General features: G+C 73.3%; 16 protein-coding genes. 7 read left to right on the forward strand and 9 right to left on the reverse strand.

All coding sequences use genetic code 11. The annotated features are described in order from the left end of the window. Window positions 1–7 precede the first annotated feature (7 nt). The 3 genes from M8C11_RS05600 to M8C11_RS05610 all read right to left on the reverse strand — a co-directional run bounded on the left by M8C11_RS05600 (window position 8) and on the right by M8C11_RS05610 (window position 3,071). Window positions 8–895, reverse strand: coding sequence for an ABC transporter ATP-binding protein (locus M8C11_RS05600; RefSeq protein WP_252448649.1), 888 nt, complete (start codon window positions 893–895; stop codon window positions 8–10). Next, window positions 892–1,884, reverse strand: a complete 993-nt coding sequence (locus M8C11_RS05605) for an iron chelate uptake ABC transporter family permease subunit (RefSeq protein WP_252448650.1) — start codon at window positions 1,882–1,884, stop codon at window positions 892–894. The genes M8C11_RS05600 and M8C11_RS05605 overlap by 4 nt, the downstream gene beginning before the upstream one ends. 140 nt (window positions 1,885–2,024) lie before the next feature. Next, on the reverse strand, window positions 2,025–3,071 hold the full coding sequence (locus M8C11_RS05610) for an iron ABC transporter permease (protein WP_252448651.1): 1,047 nt from the start codon (window positions 3,069–3,071) through the stop codon (window positions 2,025–2,027). Between the two features lie 119 nt (window positions 3,072–3,190). Between M8C11_RS05610 and M8C11_RS05615 the strand changes: the two genes are divergently transcribed. Further along, window positions 3,191–4,123 (forward strand): MerR family transcriptional regulator, encoded by a 933-nt coding sequence (locus M8C11_RS05615; protein WP_252448652.1) that lies wholly within the window; start codon window positions 3,191–3,193, stop codon window positions 4,121–4,123. 4 nt (window positions 4,124–4,127) lie between these two features. After that, window positions 4,128–4,487, forward strand: a complete 360-nt coding sequence (locus M8C11_RS05620) for a YciI family protein (protein ID WP_252448653.1) — start codon at window positions 4,128–4,130, stop codon at window positions 4,485–4,487. Between the two features lie 35 nt (window positions 4,488–4,522). On the opposite strand, the gene M8C11_RS05625 is transcribed toward M8C11_RS05620, so the two are convergent. Continuing rightward, window positions 4,523–4,996, reverse strand: coding sequence for a cytidine deaminase (locus M8C11_RS05625; RefSeq protein ID WP_121682967.1), 474 nt, complete (start codon window positions 4,994–4,996; stop codon window positions 4,523–4,525). 141 nt (window positions 4,997–5,137) lie between these two features. Here M8C11_RS05625 and hrpA point away from each other — a divergent pair, with 141 nt between their 5' ends. After that, window positions 5,138–9,133, forward strand: a complete 3,996-nt coding sequence (hrpA, locus tag M8C11_RS05630; protein ID WP_252448654.1) for an ATP-dependent RNA helicase HrpA — start codon at window positions 5,138–5,140, stop codon at window positions 9,131–9,133. A 100-nt stretch (window positions 9,134–9,233) separates the two neighbouring features. Here hrpA and M8C11_RS05635 read toward each other — a convergent pair whose 3' ends face one another. Further along, a complete protein-coding gene (locus M8C11_RS05635) occupies window positions 9,234–10,163 on the reverse strand; it encodes a LysR family transcriptional regulator (RefSeq protein ID WP_252448655.1) in 930 nt (309 codons plus the stop codon). A gap of 35 nt (window positions 10,164–10,198) precedes the next feature. Between M8C11_RS05635 and M8C11_RS05640 the strand changes: the two genes are divergently transcribed. The 4 genes from M8C11_RS05640 to M8C11_RS05655 all read left to right on the forward strand — a co-directional run bounded on the left by M8C11_RS05640 (window position 10,199) and on the right by M8C11_RS05655 (window position 14,463). Continuing rightward, a complete protein-coding gene (locus tag M8C11_RS05640; protein WP_199733105.1) occupies window positions 10,199–10,930 on the forward strand; it encodes a succinate dehydrogenase cytochrome b subunit in 732 nt (243 codons plus the stop codon). 1 nt (window position 10,931) lies between these two features. Next, complete coding sequence (locus M8C11_RS05645) at window positions 10,932–12,869, forward strand: fumarate reductase/succinate dehydrogenase flavoprotein subunit (protein ID WP_252448656.1); 1,938 nt, start codon at window positions 10,932–10,934, stop codon at window positions 12,867–12,869. Then, entirely contained in the window at window positions 12,866–13,618 is a 753-nt protein-coding gene (locus tag M8C11_RS05650) for a succinate dehydrogenase/fumarate reductase iron-sulfur subunit (RefSeq protein ID WP_030499798.1), read from the forward strand. The genes M8C11_RS05645 and M8C11_RS05650 overlap by 4 nt, the downstream gene beginning before the upstream one ends. A 137-nt stretch (window positions 13,619–13,755) precedes the next feature. Then, on the forward strand, window positions 13,756–14,463 hold the full coding sequence (locus M8C11_RS05655; protein WP_120570663.1) for a TetR/AcrR family transcriptional regulator: 708 nt from the start codon (window positions 13,756–13,758) through the stop codon (window positions 14,461–14,463). Here M8C11_RS05655 and M8C11_RS05660 read toward each other — a convergent pair. From M8C11_RS05660 to M8C11_RS05675, 4 genes are read right to left on the reverse strand one after another with little or no spacing between them, the layout of a single operon-like run. Next, on the reverse strand, window positions 14,449–15,582 hold the full coding sequence (locus M8C11_RS05660) for an acyl-CoA dehydrogenase family protein (RefSeq protein WP_252448657.1): 1,134 nt from the start codon (window positions 15,580–15,582) through the stop codon (window positions 14,449–14,451). The two genes, M8C11_RS05655 and M8C11_RS05660, sit on opposite strands and share 15 nt — an antisense overlap. Window positions 15,583–15,603: 21 nt before the next feature. After that, on the reverse strand, window positions 15,604–16,632 hold the full coding sequence (locus M8C11_RS05665) for an LLM class F420-dependent oxidoreductase (protein ID WP_121683904.1): 1,029 nt from the start codon (window positions 16,630–16,632) through the stop codon (window positions 15,604–15,606). Further along, window positions 16,632–17,792, reverse strand: coding sequence for a CaiB/BaiF CoA-transferase family protein (locus M8C11_RS05670; protein WP_252448658.1), 1,161 nt, complete (start codon window positions 17,790–17,792; stop codon window positions 16,632–16,634). The genes M8C11_RS05665 and M8C11_RS05670 overlap by 1 nt, the downstream gene beginning before the upstream one ends. Beyond that, window positions 17,789–18,568: an enoyl-CoA hydratase-related protein gene (locus M8C11_RS05675; RefSeq protein WP_252448659.1), complete on the reverse strand. Its 780-nt coding sequence runs from the start codon at window positions 18,566–18,568 to the stop codon at window positions 17,789–17,791. The genes M8C11_RS05670 and M8C11_RS05675 overlap by 4 nt, the downstream gene beginning before the upstream one ends. Window positions 18,569–18,600 lie beyond the last annotated feature (32 nt).

Raw genomic sequence — 18,600 nt, forward strand, 5'->3', positions numbered from 1 at the left:
GGCGCGCTCAGGCGTCGCCGACGGGGGCGCCGGCCGGGGCCGGCGTGACGGCCGGAACGGCCGAGGTCTGGGTGGGGCCGGCCTGGGCGGGCGCGGTCCGGGTGGACCCGGTCTGGGTGAGGGCGGGCACCACGAGCGGGGCGCCGCTGACCGGGCAGGGCACCACCACGCAGTCGAGCCCGAACACGTCGCGGACCAGGTCCGCGGTGAGGATCTCGCGCGGCTTGCCGGCGGCCACCACAGCGCCGTCGCGCATGGCGATCAGGTGGCCGGCGTACCGGGCCGCCTGGTTGAGGTCGTGCAGCACGGCCACCACCGTGCGACCGCGTTCGGCGCGCAGCCGGTGCAGCAGGTCCAGCACCTCGACCTGGTGGGCCAGGTCGAGGAACGTGGTCGGCTCGTCCAGCAGCAGCGCGTCGGTGTCCTGCGCCAGCGTCATGGCGATCCACACCCGCTGGCGCTGCCCGCCGGAGAGCGTGTCCACCGCGCGGTCAGCCAGTGCGCTGACGTCGGCCAGCCGCATGGCCTCGTCGACCGCCCGCCCGTCCTCGGCCGACCACTGACGCCACCAGCGCTGGTAGGGCTGGCGCCCGCGCCCGACCAGGTCGGCCACGGTGATCCCCTCGGGCACCAGCGGGCTCTGCGGCAGGACGCCGAGCCGCCGGGCCACGTCCCGGGTGGGCAGGTCCCGGATCGCCGCGCCGTCGAGCAGCACCGCGCCGCGCCGCGGCGTGAGCAGCCGGGCCATCGTGCGCAGCAGCGTCGACTTGCCGCAGGCGTTCGGGCCGACGATCACGGTGAACGTGTCGGCCGGCAGGTCGAGGTCCAGTCCGTCCAGCACGGTGCGGCCCTCGTAGCCGACGACCAGGTCGCGGGTGGACAGCAGCGCGGTCACGACCGCCTCCCTCGGGTGCGGAGCAGCACGAAGATCAGGTACGGCCCGCCGATCGCGGCGGTCAGCACGCCGGCCGGCAGTTGGGTGGGCGCCAGCAGCCGGCGGGCGCCCAGGTCGGCGAGGACCAGCAGCAACGCGCCCAGCAGCGCGGCGCACAGCAGCGGCGGACGCTCGGCGCGGACCAGCCGGCGGGCCACCTGCGGGGCCACCAGCGCGACGAAGTCGACGGCGCCGACCTGGGCGGTGACCATGGCGGCGGCCAGCACACCCGTCCCGGCCAGGCCGATCCGGCGGGCCACCGGCCGCAGGCCGATCCCCCGCGCGGTGTCGTCGTCGAGCGTGCTGCTGCGCAGCGCCCACCCGGCCCAGAGCAGCACCGGCAGCAGGACGGCGAGCGTGCCGGCGATCCAGGCCGCCTCGCTCCACCCCTTGCCGGCGAGCGTGCCGATCAGCCAGATCTGGGCGCGCAGCCCGTCGATCGGGTCGGCGGTCAGCATGACCACCTCGATCAGCGCCCGGAACGCGAACGCCACCGCCACGCCGGCCAGCACGAACCGCTGGGCGGCGAGGCCGTGCCGGGCGCCGAGCGCGAACACCACCACCGCGGCGGCCAGGCCGCCGAGCAGCGCCGCCGGCGCCACGAGCACCGCCGCCGCGCCGCTGGTCAACGCGATCGTCGCGGCCAGCCCGGCGCCCTGGGTGACGCCGATGACGTCGGGGCTGGCGAGGGGGTTGCGGGCGACGCTCTGGATCAGTGTGCCGGCCACGCCGAAGGCCGCGCCGGCCACCGCCGCGAGGACCGCGCGAGGCAGTCGCAGGTCGCGCACCACGAGGTCGTACGGGGTGCCCGCGCCGGAGAGCGACCGCACCACGTCGACGGGGGCGACGTACGGCGTACCCAGCGACAGGCTGATCACCACCGCAGCGCACAGCAGCACGAAAAGCACGAACGCCACCACGACCGGCCGCCACCGGAACGGCACCACCACCGCCCCGACCCGGAGAACCCCGCGCCCGCGCCGCCGCGTCCCACGTTGTTGATCTTGCACTTCGGGCCCTCCGGGTGCCCGGAATGCCCCTTCGGCCGGGGCGGCGAGTGCAAGATCGCGGGAGTGGGGGGCGGGGCGGGTCATGTCGTTACCGTCTTGGCTCGGTGGACCAGGAGGGCCAGGAGGGGCGCGCCGAGCAGGGCCGTGATGATGCCGGCGGGGATCTCGCCGGGCGGGGCGACCAGGCGGCCGGCCACGTCGGCCGTGAGCAGCAACGCGGGACCGAGCAGCGCGGCGACCAGGAGCGTCCACCGCTGGTCCGCGCCGACGAGCGCCCGGGCCAGGTGCGGCACCGCCAGCCCGACGAAGGCGATCGGCCCGGCGGCGGCCACCGCCGCGCCGGTGAGCAGCACGCCACCGGCCCCGGCGGCGATCCGGACCAGCGCGACCCGGTGCCCGAGCCCCCGGGCCACGTCGTCGCCGAGGGCGAGCGCGTCCAGGCCGCGGGCGGCGAGCGCGGCCAGCAGCACCCCGGCCACCACGAACGGCAGCACCTGCCCGGCCACGCCGACGTCGCGGCCGGTCAGCCCGCCGATCACCCAGAAGCGGTACTCCTCGAACGTGCGGGCGTCGATGCTGAGCAGCGCGTACACGATGGCGCCGAGACCGGCGTCGAGGGCCGCGCCGACGAGCGCGAGCGTGACCGGGCTGGCGCCCTCGCGGGCGCGGTTGGCGACGGCGAACACGAGCAGCCCGGCGAGCAGCGCGCCCGCGATGCCGAACCAGACGTACCCGGCGAGCGTGCCGACCCCGAACACGGCGATGGCCAGCACCACGCCGAACGAGGCGCCGGCGCTGATGCCGAGGATGCGCGGCTCGGCCAGCGGGTTGCGGGTCACCGCCTGGAACAGCACCCCGGCCAGCGCCAGCGCCAGGCCGACGACGAGCCCGAGGGCGGTACGCGGCAGCCGCATGTCCCGGACCACAGTGGTGGCGTCGCCGCCGTCCGGGGACACCAGCGCGTGCCACACCTGGTCGACGGGGAGGTGCCGGCTGCCGAGCGCCAGGCTGGCCAGCAGCGCCAGCAGGAGCAGGAGTGCCGCCGCCACGGTGACCGCGACGCGGCGTACGGTGCCGCGGCGGACGGGAGCCCCGGCCCGCGCGGGCCGGACGGCGACGGTGGTCACGAGGGATCTTGGCCTTCCAGTTAGGTGCGCCTTACCTTAACTGACCTGCTAAGGCGTACCTAAGCGGGCGCTGTCGATGGGGTTGCGCCTCCACCGGGGGGAGGCGCGATGGTGGGCACATGGACGGTGCGGAGCGCTACTCGATCGGTGACCTGGCCCGGCGGACCGGGCTGCCGGTGAAGACCATCCGGTTCTGGTCCGACCGCGGCATCGTGCCGCCCACCGACCGGGGGCCGGCCGGCCACCGCCGCTACGACGCGGCCGCGGTGGCCCGGCTCGACCTGGTACGGACGTTGCGCGAGCTGGGCGTGGACCTGCCCACAGTGCGCCGGGTGGTGACCCGGGAGGTCACCCTGGCCGAGGTCGCCTCGGCGCACGCGGACGCGCTGACCGCGCAGATCCGGCTGCTGCGGTCGCGCCGCGCGGTGCTCACGGTGATCGCCCGGCGCGGGGCCGGCCCGTCCGAGGCCGACCTGCTGCACCGGCTGGCCGGCCTGGCCGCGCGGGAACGACGGCGACTGGTCGACGAGTTCCTCGACGCGGCGTTCGGCGGCCTGACCGATCCGGGGTTCGCGGGCATCCGCCGGTCGCTCACACCGGAGCTGCCGGACGATCCGGACGACGCCCAGGTCGAGGCGTGGGTGGAACTGGCCGAGCTGGCTCAGGACCCGGAGTTCCGGGCCGGGCTGCGCCGGCTGGCCGAGCAGCACGAGGCGGACCGGGCCGGCGCCGAGGGCGTACGCCGGGACGTGGTCGCCGTGGTCCGGGAGGAGGTGACCCCGGCGCTGGCCGCCGGTGTCGAGCCGGCCTCGCCCGGGGCCGATGCCGTCCTGGCCCGGGCAGCGGACCGGTACGCACGGCTCTGCGGCAGGCCGGACGACGCCAGCCTGCGCCGGCGGATGCTGGACCGGTTGCGGACCGCGCGCGACCCTCGCCGGGAGCGGTACCTGGAACTGCTCTCCGTGGTCAACGGCTGGCCACCGCCCGAGAGCCTGGCCCCGGTGCTGGACTGGTCGATCCGGGCACTGCACGCCCGGCAGCCCCTAGCCTGAGGACATGCGATTCGACAGGCACACGGTGGTGCTCCTGGTCCGCCCGGACGACGCGCCGGACCTGCCGCAGGACGCCCTCGACCGGATCCAGGACGCCCACCTGGCGCACCAGGCCGGGCTGGTGGAGCAGGGTGCGGTGCTCGCGGCCGGACCGTTCCTGGACGGCGACGACGGGCGTGTCCGCGGTTTCGTGGTGCTGTCGGTGGACCCGCAGATGGCCCGTGAGCTGTACGCCAACGACCCGGCGGTCCGCGCGGGCCGGCTGGTCGCGCAGTTGAGCAGCTGGATGGTGCCGGAGGGCCAGGTCCGCTTCGAGCAGGTGCCGGTCCCCCGCTCGATGCTGGAGGCCGCCGCCGGCGACTGAGCGCCGCGGCTCGCCGCGCCCGGGCCGGGGGCGGTTCAGTCCTCGGCGGCCTGCCGGACGCCGGGCACCACAGGCATCGGCCACAACGCGGCGCGCGGCCCGGCGGGCACCTCGACCTGCTGGTCGGACCAGACGTACGTCTCGGGCAGCAGGTCGGCGATCGGGATCGCGCGCAGCCCGTCGGGCGGGCCGACGATCACCTTGATCGACGGGAAGTAGTCGAGCAGCACCTGGCGGCAGCGCCCGCACGGCGGCAGGACGCCCCGGCCCCGGTCCCCCACCGCGACGATGGCCTCCAGTTCACCGGCGCCCTGGGTCGCGGCGGCCCCGAGAGCCACCACCTCGGCGCACGGGCCGCCGGTGAAGTGGTAGACGTTCACGCCGCTGAAAACGCGGCCGTCGGTGCTGCGTACGGCGGCGGCGACGGTGTGGTTGTCGCTGCGGCAGCGCAGCTTCGCGACGGCGGTGGCGGCCTGCACGAGCGCCCGGTCGGTGTCCCGCATGATCATCCCCGCCCCTCGTCGGCCTCGTCCGTCGGCCTCGTCGGCGGCAACTTTATCCGGCGCGGACGGCCCAGCCAGGGAGGGCACGCCCGGTGCCCGGTAACCCGGGGGCGGTCCGCCGCGCGGCTGCCTATCCTTGGCGACGACATGCAGAATCCAGCCGTACCCGCCGCCCCTGAGACCGCCCGCGACCTGCACCGCCGCCTCGCCCCCCTGATGTTCCGCGACCAGCGGCGGATCCAGCGGCGGCTCGACGGCGTGCGCAGGCTGCGCGACCCGCAGCGGCGGGAGGCGGCGCTGGCCGAGATCGGGGCCGAGGTGACCCGGGCCGAGGCGCGGCTGGCGTCGCGCCGCGCGGCCGTGCCGGCGATCACCTATCCGCCGCAGTTGCCGGTCAGCGAGCGCAAGGACGACATCGCCGCCGCGATCCGCGACCACCAGGTGGTGATCGTGGCCGGTGAGACCGGCTCCGGGAAGACCACCCAGATCCCCAAGATCTGCCTGGAGCTGGGGCGCGGCATCACCGGCCTGATCGGGCACACCCAGCCCCGCCGGCTGGCGGCCCGGACGGTCGCCGACCGGATCGCCGACGAACTCGGCACCGAGCTGGGCGACGTGGTCGGCTACAAGGTGCGCTTCACCGACCAGGTGGGCGACAACAGCCTGGTCAAGCTGATGACCGACGGCATCCTGCTGGCCGAGTTGCAGACCGACCGGATGCTGCGGCAGTACGACACGCTGATCATCGACGAGGCGCACGAGCGCAGCCTCAACATCGACTTCATCCTCGGGTACCTGAAGCAGCTCCTGCCCCGCCGGCCCGACCTCAAGGTGGTCATCACGTCGGCGACCATCGAGACCGACCGGTTCGCGAAGCACTTCGCCGACGCCGACGGCAACCCGGCGCCCGTGGTCGAGGTGTCCGGGCGCACGTACCCGGTGGAGGTCCGCTACCGGCCGCTGGTCGAGGTCACCGAGGCCGAGGAGGAGGACGAGGCCGACGAGGAGAACGTCCGGGACCAGATCCAGGCCATCGGCGACGCGGTCGAGGAGCTGGCCGCCGAGGGGCCGGGCGACATCCTGGTCTTCCTCAGCGGGGAGCGGGAGATCCGCGACACCGCCGACGCGCTGGGCAAGCTGGTGCAGAAGAAGCGGTCGCTGCTCGGCACCGAGATCCTGCCGCTGTACGCCCGGCTCTCCACCGCCGAGCAGCACCGGGTCTTCGCCGCGCACAGCAACCGCCGGGTGGTGCTGGCCACGAACGTCGCGGAGACCTCGCTGACGGTGCCCGGCATCAAGTACGTGGTGGACCCGGGCACCGCCCGGATCTCCCGCTACTCCAGCCGGCTCAAGGTGCAGCGGCTGCCGATCGAGCCGGTTTCGCAGGCCAGCGCCAACCAGCGCAAGGGCCGCTGCGGGCGCACCTCGGACGGCATCTGCATCCGCCTCTACGACGAGCAGGACTTCACCTCCCGCCCCGAGTTCACCGACCCGGAGATCCTGCGGACCAACCTGGCCTCGGTCATCCTCCAGATGACATCGATCGGGCTCGGCGACGTCGCGGCGTTCCCGTTCATCGACCCGCCGGACCGGCGCAACGTCGCCGACGGCGTGAACCTGCTGCACGAGCTGGGCGCGCTCGACCCGGCCGAGACCGACCCGGCGAAGCGGCTCACCGCCCTGGGGCGGCGGCTGGCCCAGCTCCCGGTCGACCCCCGGCTGGCCCGCATGGTCCTCGAGGGCGAGCGCAACGGCTGCGCCACCGAGGTGGTGGTGATCGCCGCCGCGCTGTCCATCCAGGATCCGCGCGAACGCCCGGCCGACAAGCAGGCCCAGGCCGACCAGGCACACGCCCGGTTCGCCGACAAGGAGTCCGACTTCGTCGCGTACCTGAACCTGTGGCGCTACCTGCGGGAGAAGCAGCGGGAACTGTCGTCCAGCGCGTTCCGCCGGATGTGCAAGGCCGAATACCTCAACTACCTCCGGGTACGCGAGTGGCAGGACATCGTCAGCCAGTTGCGCCAGGTCTTGCGTACCTCCGACAAGGGTGAGGGCCGGCGCGGCGCCGGCGCCGACCTGCCGGAGGAGATCGACACCCCGAAGGTCCACCAGTCGCTGCTGCCCGGCCTGCTGTCGCACCTCGGCCTCAAGGACGCGCAGAAGCACGAATACCTCGGCGCGCGAGGCGCGAAGTTCGGGATCTTCCCCGGGTCCGCGCTGTTCAAGAAGCCGCCGCGCTGGGTGATGGCCGCCGAACTGGTGGAGACGTCCCGGCTGTGGGGGCGGGTGGCCGGGCGGGTCGAGCCGGAGTGGGTCGAGCCGCTGGCCCAGCACCTGGTCAAGCGCAGCTACAGCGAGCCGCACTGGGAGAAGAAGCAGGCCGCGGTGATGGCCTACGAGAAGGTCACGCTGTACGGCATCCCGCTCGTCACCTCGCGGAAGGTGAACTTCGGACGGATCGACGCAGGCCTGAGCCGGGAGCTGTTCATCCGGCACGCCCTGGTGGAGGGCGACTGGCAGACCCACCACCAGTTCTGGCGGGACAACCAGAAGCTGCTGACCGAGATCGAGGAACTGGAGAACCGGGCCCGGCGCCGCGACATCCTGGTCGACGACGAGACCATCTTCGCCTTCTACGACCAGCGGATCCCCGCCGACGTGGTCTCCGGCCGGCACTTCGACTCGTGGTGGAAGAAGACCCGCCGGGAGCAGCCGGACCTGCTCACGTTCACCCGCGAACTGCTCGTCAACGACGGCCGCGGCGGGGTGGACGAGGAGGACTACCCGGACGAGTGGCGGGCCGACGGCGTGACGCTGCCGCTGACGTACACGTTCGACCCGACCGCGCCCACCGACGGCGTGACTGTGGACATCCCGCTGCCGCTGCTCAACCAGGTGCCGGCGGAGAGCTTCGACTGGCAGGTGCCGGGGCTGCGCGAGGAACTGGTGATCGCGCTGATCCGGTCGCTGCCCAAGCCGGTACGGCGCAACTTCGTACCGGTGCCCGACTACGCCCGCGCCGCGCTCGCCGCGATCACCCCGGGCGAGGAGCCGCTGCTCGCCGCGCTGACCCGGCAGTTGCGCCGGATGACCGGCGTGACCGTACCGGCGGACGCGTGGGACCTGAGCCGGCTCCCGCCGCACCTGCGGGTCACGTTCCGGGTACTCGGCGACGACGACAAGCCGGTCGCCGAGGGCAAGGACCTGCCGGCGCTGCAACGCGAGCTGCGCCAGGAGGTACGCCAGGTCGTGGCCGCCGCCGCGCCGGACGTGGCCCGTACCGGGCTGACCGAGTGGTCGATCGGCACCCTGCCGCGCACCATCGAGCAGGTACGCGCCGGCTTCGCGGTGACCGCGTACCCGGCGCTGGTGGACGAGGGCGCGACGGTCGGGGTGAAGGTGTTCGACTCCGCCGCCGAGCAGGAGGCCGCGCACTGGGCGGGCACCCGGCGGCTGCTGCGGCTGACGACGCCGTCACCGGCGAAGTTCCTCCAGGGGCGGCTGAGCAACGAGGCGAAGCTGGCGCTGTCGCGCAACCCGCACGGCAGCGTGCCGGAGCTGATCGAGGACGCGGCCGGCGCGGCGATCGACAAGCTGATCGGCGACGCGGGCGGCCCGGCCTGGGACGCGGAGGGCTTCGCCGCGCTGCGCGACAAGGTCCGGGCCGACCTGGTGGACACGGTCGTCGAGGTGATGGAGCGGGTCCGCCGGGTGCTCGCTTCCGCGTACGCGGTGGAGCAGCGGCTCGGCGCCACCCGGAACCTCGCCGTGGTGGCCGCGCTGGCCGACATCCGCAACCAGCTCACCGGCCTGGTGCACAAGGGTTTCGTCACCGAGACGGGGTACGCGCGGCTGCCCGACGTGCTGCGCTACCTGACCGCGATCGAGCGGCGGCTGGACCGGTTGCCGGGCAACCCGCAGCGGGACAAGTCCCAGCAGGACCGGGTCGCCGCGGTGCAGAAGGAGTACCAGGACATGCTGGCCGCGCTGCCCCCGCCGAGGCGCGCGACCCCGGCGGCGCGCCAGATCCGTTGGATGATCGAGGAGCTGCGGGTGAACGTCTTCGCCCAGGCCCTGGGAACCCCCTACCCGGTGTCGGAGCAGCGCATCTACCGAGCCATGGACGACGCCGAGGGCCGCTGACCCCTGCGCGCCGATCTTGCACCTGACGCCCCCGCGCAGGGGCATTCGCACCTTTCGCCGGGGCCGAAAGTGCAAGATCAACGAGGCGGGGGCGGCGGAGCTATAACGGCTCCACGCCTGGGGGGAGGGCGGCGGTGGCGGTGGCGTCGTGGACGTACTCCAGGAGGATGCGGCGCAGCTCGCGCCCGGCGTGGGTGGGCACCACGTCGCGGCGGCGGGCCACCGCGATGGTCCGGCGGACGCCGGGCGGCACGAGCCGGGTGACCCGGATGCCGGGGCGGCGGGCCACCACGATGCCCGGCACCAGCGCGACGCCGAGCCCGGCCTCGACGAAGCTGAGCACCGCGTCCATCTCCCCGCCGTCGACGGACAGGGTCGGCTCGAACCCGGCCGCCCGGCACGCCTGGAGCGTGGCGTCGCGCAGGTCGTAGCCCTCGCGGAACATGACGAGCGGCTGGTCGCGCAGGTCGGTGATGCGCAGTTCCCCGGTGGCCGAGGCGCCGGGCAGCGGGTCGACCGAGGCGACCACCAGGCTCTCGCGCAGGATCGGGTCGGCGCGCAGCCCCGGGTCGGTGCCGGCCGACGGCATGATGATCAGGGCGAGGTCGAGGTCGCCGCGGAGCAGGTCCCGGACGAGGTCCTGCGAGCCGCCCTCCTCCACGCGCAGGTCGACAGTGGGGTGCGCGTCGCGGAACCGGCGCAGCACCGGCGGGGCGAGCGAGGTGGCCAGGCTGGGCGTGGCGCCGAGCCGGACCCGGCCGCGGCGCAGCCCCACCAGCTCCTGCACCTCGCGGGTGGCGGTCTCCACGTCGGCGAGGATCCGCTTGGCCAGCGGCAGCAGCACCTCGCCGGCCGCGGTGAGTGTGATGTTGCCCCTTACCCGCTCGAACAGCGGGGCCCCCAGGTCGGCCTCCAGGGCGTGAATTTGCTTACTCAACGAGGGCTGGGTTATGCCGACAAGATCGGCTGCCTGGGTGAAATGTCGTACTTCGGCGACCGCTACGAAGTACCGAAGCTGATGGAGCTGCATCTACATAGCTTACGGCTATCAACACTGCGATTTCGATGCATTGGACGCCTGATCGAAGTGCTCCTAGCGTCGACCGCGTGGTAATCACGAAAACTCGGTCGCCCATCCGCTCGAACGTCGGCCTCAAGGCCGTCATGGCGGTGACGGGCATCATCCTTGTGCTGTTCCTGATCCTGCACATGCTCGGGAACCTGAAGATCTTCACGGGCGAGACCTCGTTCGACCACTACGCGCACTGGCTGCGCGACATCGGCACGCCGCTGCTGCCGACGACGTGGTTCCTGTGGATCCAGCGCACGGTGCTCACCCTGGCCGTCCTGGGGCACATCGGCGCGGCCACCATGCTCGCGATGCGGTCCCGGGCCGCCCGGCCGGTGAAGTACGCGCACCGCCGCAAGATCCACGTGAACTACGCGGCCCGCACGATGCGCTGGGGTGGTGTGATCATCCTGCTCTTCGTGATCTACCACATCCTGGACCTGACCACGGGTCACCTGAACCCGCAGGGCGACCCGTCGAACCCGTACGGCAACGTCGTCGCGGACTTCGCGCCGGAGCGCTGGTACGTCACGCTCTTCTACACCCTCGCGCTGGTGACCCTCGGCTTCCACCTGCGCCACGGCGCCTTCAGCGCGTTCCGCAGCCTCGGCCAGCAGACGCCCAAGGGCGAGCGCCGGGCCCGGATCGCCGCACTCGTCTTCGCCGTCGCGCTCGTCGGCGGCTACCTGCTGGTCCCGTTCGCCGTGATCACCGGATTGGTGGCCTGACATGGATCTCTACACCGAGGGCGACCCGATCGCCGACACCCGGGCCCCGGACGGCCCGATCGAGACGCGGTGGGAGCGCCACCGCTTCGAGATGAAGCTGGTCAACCCGGCCAACCGCCGGAAGATGACGGTGATCGTGGTCGGCACCGGCCTGGCCGGCGGCTCCGCCGCCGCCACGCTGGCCGAGCAGGGCTACCGGGTGAAGTCCTACTGCTACCAGGACAGCCCGCGCCGGGCCCACTCGATCGCCGCGCAGGGCGGCATCAACGCCGCCAAGAACTACCGCAACGACGGCGACTCCGTGCACCGCCTGTTCTACGACACGGTCAAGGGCGGCGACTTCCGCTCCCGCGAGTCGAACGTGCACCGGCTGGCCGAGGTGTCCGTCAACATCATCGACCAGTGCGTGGCCCAGGGCGTGCCGTTCGCCCGCGAGTACGGCGGCCTGCTGGACACCCGTTCCTTCGGCGGCGCCCAGGTGCAGCGCACCTTCTACGCCCGGGGCCAGACGGGCCAGCAGCTGCTGCTCGGCGCGTACCAGGCCCTGGAGCGGCAGATCGGCCTGGGCAACGTGGAGATGAACGCCCGCCACGAGATGCTCGAACTGGTGCTCGTCGACGGCCGCGCGCGCGGCATCGTGGTCCGCGACATGGTCACCGGCGAGATCAGCACCGAGATGGCCGACGCGGTCGTGCTCGCCTCCGGCGGCTACGGCAACGTCTTCTACCTCTCCACGAACGCCAAGGGCTGCAACGTCACCGCCTCCTGGCGGGCGCACCGCAAGGGCGCGTACTTCGCCAACCCCTGCTACACGCAGATCCACCCGACCTGCATCCCGGTCTCCGGCGACCACCAGTCGAAGCTGACCCTGATGAGCGAGTCGCTGCGCAACGACGGCCGGGTGTGGGTGCCCAAGGCCAAGGGCGACCAGCGCAGCCCGCGGGAGATCCCCGAGGACGAGCGGGACTACTACCTGGAGCGGATCTACCCGTCCTTCGGCAACCTGGTCCCCCGCGACATCGCCTCCCGCGCCGCGAAGAACGTGTGCGACGAGGGACGCGGCGTCGGCCCGACCGGCCTCGGCGTCTACCTGGACTTCGCCGACGCGATCAACCGGCTCGGCCGCAAGGCCATCGAGGCCAAGTACGGCAACCTGTTCGAGATGTACGAGCGGATCACCGGCGAGGACCCGTACGAGGTGCCGATGCGGATCTACCCCGCCGTGCACTACACGATGGGCGGCCTCTGGGTCGACTACGACCTCCAGTCGAGCATCCCCGGCCTGTTCGTGATCGGTGAGGCCAACTTCTCCGACCACGGCGCGAACCGGCTCGGCGCCTCGGCGCTGATGCAGGGCCTGGCCGACGGCTACTTCGTGCTGCCGAACACGCTCGCCAACTACCTGGCCTCCTCCGGCCCGCTGGACAAGGTCGACGCCAGCCACCCTGATGCGGTCGCGGCGCGTACCGAGGTCGAGGACCGGATCAAGCGGCTGCTGGCGATCAACGGCGACCGCACCGTGGACTCGTTCCACCGCGAGCTGGGCCAGATCATGTGGGAGCACTGCGGCATGGAGCGCTCCGAGGCCGGGCTGCGCAAGGCGATCGACGAGATCCGCGCGCTGCGCGAGCAGTTCTGGCAGCGGGTGCGCGTCCCGGGCGACGGCGAGGGGCTCAACCAGTCGCTGGAGAAGGCCGGCCGGGTGGCCGACTTCTTCGAGCTGGCCGAGCTGATGTGCATCGACGCCCTGCACCGCGAGGAGTCCTGCGGCGGCCACTTCCGGGCCGAGCACCAGACGCCCGACGGCGAGGCGCAGCGCGACGACGACCGGTTCGCCTACGTGGCGGCCTGGGAGTACACCGGCACCGGTGAGCCCGTGCTGCACAAGGAAGACCTGACCTTCGAATACGTCCACCCCACGCAGCGGAGCTACAAGTGAACCTGACCCTGCGCATCTGGCGCCAGCACGGCCCCGAGGACAAGGGTCGGATGGTGACCTACCCGGTGCAGGACGTGTCCCCGGACATGTCCTTCCTGGAGATGCTCGACGTGCTCAACGAGCGGCTGATCCTCGACGGCGAGGAGCCGGTCGCGTTCGACCACGACTGCCGCGAGGGCATCTGCGGCATGTGCAGCCTCATGATCAACGGTGAGGCGCACGGCCCGCAGCGCGGCACCACCGCCTGCCAGCTGCACATGCGGCAGTTCTCCGACGGCGACACGATCGACATCGAGCCCTGGCGGGCCCGCGCCTTCCCGGTCGTCAAGGACCTGGTGGTCAACCGCAACGCCTTCGACCAGATCATCGCCGCTGGTGGCTACGTCACCGCGCCGACCGGCAGCGCCCCGGAGGCGCACTCGGTGCCGGTGCCGAAGGCCGACGCGGACGCCGCGTTCGAGTCGGCGGCCTGCATCGGCTGCGGCGCCTGCGTGGCGGCCTGCCCGAACGGCTCCGGCATGCTGTTCACCGCCGCGAAGATCACCCAGCTCTCGCTGCTGCCGCAGGGCCAGCCGGAGCGCTACACCCGGGTGATCGGCATGGTCGACGCGCACGACGAGGCCGGCTTCGGCGGCTGCACCAACATCGGCGAGTGCGCGGCGGCCTGCCCGAAGGGCATCCCGCTGAACACCATCGGCCGGCTCAACCGGGACTACCTGAAGGCGACGGCCAAGCGCGCCGGCTCCTGACCGGACACGGCCCGACCCACGCGACCGCCGCGTCCCGCATCCGCAGGGCGCGGCGGTCGCGCTCGCACGGGGGTACGCCCCGGCGATTGGTACGGTGAAGCGCCAACCGCGTCACCGTCTCTCCCGGGAGGGCACCCATGGCCCGGACCGCTCCGGCGCAGGCGTCCTCCCCCGGTGCCGGTCACGACGAACCGGCCGGCCCGCCGGAGTCGCTGCTGGAACGCGCCTTCACCGAGGCGCTGCACAGCGCCGACGACACCGACGAGGTGGCCACCCGGATCCTCGACGCCGCCTACGAGCAGTTCTGCCGGATGGGCATCCGCCGCTCCACCATGGAGGACGTGGCCCGCCGGGCCGGCGTCTCCCGGATCACCGCATACCGCCGGTTCGCCACCAAGGACCGGCTGGTCGAGCAGGTGGTCCGCCGCGAGTTCCGGCGCTACTTCGACCGGTTCCTGGTCGACATCCAGCAGGCGGAGACAGTCGGCGACCGGGTGGTGCTGGGCTTCGTCAGCGCGCTGGACGCGATCCGCCGCAACCCGCTGATCGGCGGGCTGATGAGCGTCGAACCGGACGTGCTCATCCCCTCGATGATCAGCGACGGCGGGCGGACGCTGGCGACCGTGCAGCGGTTCGTCGCCGGGCAGCTGCGTCGCGAGCAGCGCGCCGGCACCATCGCCGCCACAGTGGACGTGGAGGTGGCCGCCGAGCTGATGACCCGCCTGTCCTGCTCCTTCCTGCTCACCCCGAGCCACGTCGTCGACCTCGACGACGCCGACGCGCTGCGGGAGATGGCCCGGCGGTTCCTCGTACCCATGCTGGAGCCCGGCTCACAGGCCGAGTGACCGGCCGATCACCTCCTTCATGATCTCGGTGGTGCCGCCGTAGATGGTCTGGACGCGGGCGTCCAGGTAGGCGCGGGCCACCGGGTACTCGCGCATGTAGCCGTAGCCGCCGTGCAACTGGAGGCACCGGTCCACGACGCGCTGCTGCAACTCGGTGCACCACCACTTCGCCATCGCCGCCGTCTCCGCGGTGAGGTCCGGCGCGACCAGGCACTGGTCCACGAAGACCCGGCCCAGGCGCAGCTCGGTGGCGAGTTCGGCGAGCACGAACCGGTTGTGCTGGAAACTGCCGATGGGACGGCCGAACGCCTGGCGCTGCCGGCAGTAGTCGAGCGTCTGCGCGAACACCGTCTCGGCGCCCGCGAGCGCCGCGACGGCTATCGACAGCCGCTCCAGCGGCAGGTTGCGCATCAGGTAGGCGAAGCCCTCGCCCTCGGCGCCGAGCAGGTTGGCCGCCGGCACCCGGACGTCGGCGAAGAACAGCTCGGCGGTGTCCTGCGCCTTCTGGCCGAGCTTGTCGAGGTTGCGGCCGCGCTCGAACCCGGGCATGCCGCGCTCGACCACGAGCAGGCTGATCCCCCGCCGTCCGGCGCCGGGATCGGTACGGGCGACCACGATCACCAGGTCGGCCAGGATGCCGTTGCTGATGAACGTCTTCTGCCCGTTGAGGACCCAGTCGTCGCCGTCGCGTACCGCCGTGGTGGTGATGCCCGCCAGGTCGCTGCCGGCGCCCGGCTCGGACATCGCGATGGCGGTGACGATCTCGCCGGAGCAGAAACCCGGCAGCCAGCGCTGCTTCTGCTCCTCGGTGGTCAGGTCGGTCAGGTACGGCCCGATGATGTCGTTGTGCAGGCCGAACGCCGGACCGCTCGCGCCGGCCCGGGCGAGTTCCTCGGTCAGGACGGCGTGGAAGCGCCGGTCGGTGACGCCGGCGCCGCCGTACCGTTCGTCGACGAAGAAGCCGAGCAGGCCGGCGGCGCCCGCGGCCCGCCACACGCCGCGGTCGACGATGCCGTCGGCCTCCCAACGTTCGTGGTGCGGGGTGATCTCCTTGTCGATGAACGCGCGCACCAGTTCGGCGAACGCGAGATGGTCGGCGGTGAAGACGGTGCGGTCCATGTGTCGGCTCCCTCCCCCGCGCTACCGGGCCATGTCCGCGACGGCGGCGACGAGGCGCCGGGGGTCCTCGCCCAGCGGCGCGACGTTCAGGATCGTCACGCCCGCGTCGCGGTACTCCTGGACCCGGTCGCGCACATAGCTCTCCGGCCCGATCAGGCTGGTGCGTTCCAGCAGTTCCGCCGGCACCGCGGCGGCGGCCTCCGCCTTGCGGCCGTCCAGGTAGAGCTCCTGGATGCGGTCCGCCTCGGCGGCGTAGCCGTAGCGGCACAGCAGGTCGTGGTAGAAGTTGCGGCCCTTGGCGCCCATCCCGCCCACGTACAGGGCGATCAGCGGCCGGGCGAGGTCCCGCAGCCCGGTCACGTCCGGGCCGATGGCCAGCGGCCCGCCGGCCACCACCTCCAGCGGCCCCAGATCGGCGGACCGCTTCGCCCGGCCGGCCGCCAGCGCGGCGCCCCAGACGTCGCCCGCGCGCCGCGGGTCGTAGAGGAACGGCAGCCACCCGTCGGCGATCTCGGCGGTCATCCGGACGTTCCGGTCGCCGAGGCTCGCCACGTGGATCGGGATGCGGTCCCGGACCGGGTGGGTGAGGATCTTCAGCGGCTTGCCCAGCCCGGTGCCCTCGCCGGGCGGCAGCGGCAGCCGGTAGAGGCCGTCGTTCGTCAGCGTCTCGCGCCGCCACACCCGCCGGCAGATCTCGATCACCTCCCGGGTGCGGGCCAGCGGCCGGTCGTACGCGACGCCGTGCCATCCCTCGATCACCTGCGGCCCGGACGCACCGAGCCCGAGGATGGCCCGGCCACCGGACATCGCGTCCAGGCCCGCCGCGGTCTGCGCCAGCAGGGCCGGGGTACGCGAGAAGATCGGCAGGATCGCGGAGCCGATGTGGACGCGGCTCGTGCGGGCGGCGAGGTAACCCATGACCGTGGGCGCGTCGAAGCCGTACGCCTCGGACACCCAGACCACGTCCAGGCCGTCCTGTTCCCAGGCGGCCACGTCGTCGGCGCCGCCGCGAGGATCGGCGGCGTACGCCAGTGTCGTCCCGATACGCATCAGTGCGCTGCTCCCTGCTTCCGGCCGACGGCGCCGCCGTCCAGCCACCGCGGTAGGTGTTCGTCCAGCCCCCAGTCGGTGAGGACGGGCTCGGTGTCCGCGCCCGGCGCGGGCGGCGGGCCGCCGACCCGGCCGGGTGTCCCGGACAGGCGGGGCGCCACGGCGGGCTGCCGGACGCCGAAGTGCTCCTCGTACGTGCCACGCGCGTGAAGGTGCGGGTGACCCGGCGCCTCGGTCAGCGACAGCACCGGCGCGACGCAGGCGTCGGTGCCGTCGAACACGGCCGTCCACTCGTCGCGGGTACGCCCGGCGAACACCTCGGCGAAGCGGGCGCGCAGCACCGGCCATCCGGTGACGTCGTGCCGGTCCGGCAGGTCCGCGTCGGCCAGCCCGAGCAGCCGCAGCAGTTCGGCGTAGAACTGCGGCTCCAGCGCGCCGACCGCCATGTGCCCGCCGTCGGCGGTGGCGTACACGTCGTAGAACGGCGCGCCGCCGTCGAGCAGGTTGCGGCCCCGCTCGGGCCGCCAGGCACCCTCGGCGAGCAGCCCGGCGAACGGGGTGGTGAGGTGGGCCGCGCCGTCCACGATGGCGGCGTCGACGACCTGCCCTCGCCCGGTGGCGCCGGCGACGTGCAGCGCCGCCAGGATGCCGACGACCAGGTAGAGCGCGCCGCCGCCGAAGTCGCCGACCAGGTTGAGCGGGATCTGCGGCGGCCCGCCGGCGCGGCCGATCGGGTGCAGCGCCCCGGCCACCGCGATGTAGCCGATGTCGTGGCCGGCGGCGCGGGCCAGCGGCCCGTCCTGCCCCCAGCCGGTCATCCGCCCGTAGACCAGCCCCGGGTTGCGGGCCAGCGCCGCGGCCGGTCCGACGCCCAGACGCTCGGCGACACCGGGACGCCAGCCCTCGATCAGGATCGCGGCCCGCCCGGCCAGCGCGAGGACCACCTCGGCGCCGTCGGGGTGCTTCAGGTCCACCACGACCGAACGCTTGCCCCGGTTGAGCAGGTTCCGCCCGGGGTCGCCGGCCGCGAACGCGCCGGGTTCCGGCCGGTCGACCCGGACCACGTCGGCGCCGAGGTCGGCGAGCAGCATGGCGGCGAACGGGCCGGGGCCGATCCCGGCCAGTTCCACGACCCGGACGCCGGCGAGCGGGCCGCTCACGCGCCGGCCCGGGGTGCGAAGCGGGGTGCGCGCCCTTGGGCCCGGCCGAGCAGGGCCTCGCCGAAGTCGCCGCCGGCCAGCGACTCGACCATGAGGCGGATCGCGTCGGCGGCGGCCTCGTCGGCGCCGGTCTCCAGGCCGGAGAACACCTGCCGCCGGATCACCGCCATGGACGCCGGTGAGCAGTGCTGCGCCAGGGCCGCGGCATAGGCTTGTGCCTCGGCCAGCACCTCGTCGCGCGGGAGCACGCGTTGCACAAGCCCGATCCGGAACGCCTCCGCCGCGTCGACCTTGCGGCCGGACAGCAGCAGGTCCAGCGCGGCGCCGACGCCCACGAGCCGGGGCAGCAGCCAGGCGCTGCCGTACTCGGCGACGAGGCCGAGCCGGCTGAACGTGGTGGACAGGCGCGCCTCCGCCGCCATGAACCGCACGTCGGCGTAGAGCGCGTGGACCAGGCCGAGGCCGGCCGCCCCGCCGTTCATCGCGGCGACGATCGGCGTGCCGAGCGTCAACGGCAGGTGCGGCGGGAAGCCGAACTCGCCGGCGAGCAGGTCACGGTTGCGCTCGTCGAGCAGTGCGGCCAGCGCCTCCGGGTCGGCACCGGAGCAGAACCAGTCACCGGAGCCGGTGACGACGACCGCCCGGACCTCCGGGTCCGCGTCCGCCGCCACCAGGGCCGCGTAGTAGTCGCGGAACATCTCCAGCGTCATCGCGTTGCGCCGGTCGGGCCGGTCGAACCAGATCGTGCGTACGCCGCCGCTGGTGGCGGCCCGCAAGCCGGCGCCAGCCGGCTTCCCTGTTGTGACAT

The sequence above is a fragment of the Micromonospora sp. CPM1 genome, assembly GCF_023896895.1.
Taxonomy (GTDB): domain Bacteria; phylum Actinomycetota; class Actinomycetes; order Mycobacteriales; family Micromonosporaceae; genus Micromonospora; species Micromonospora tulbaghiae.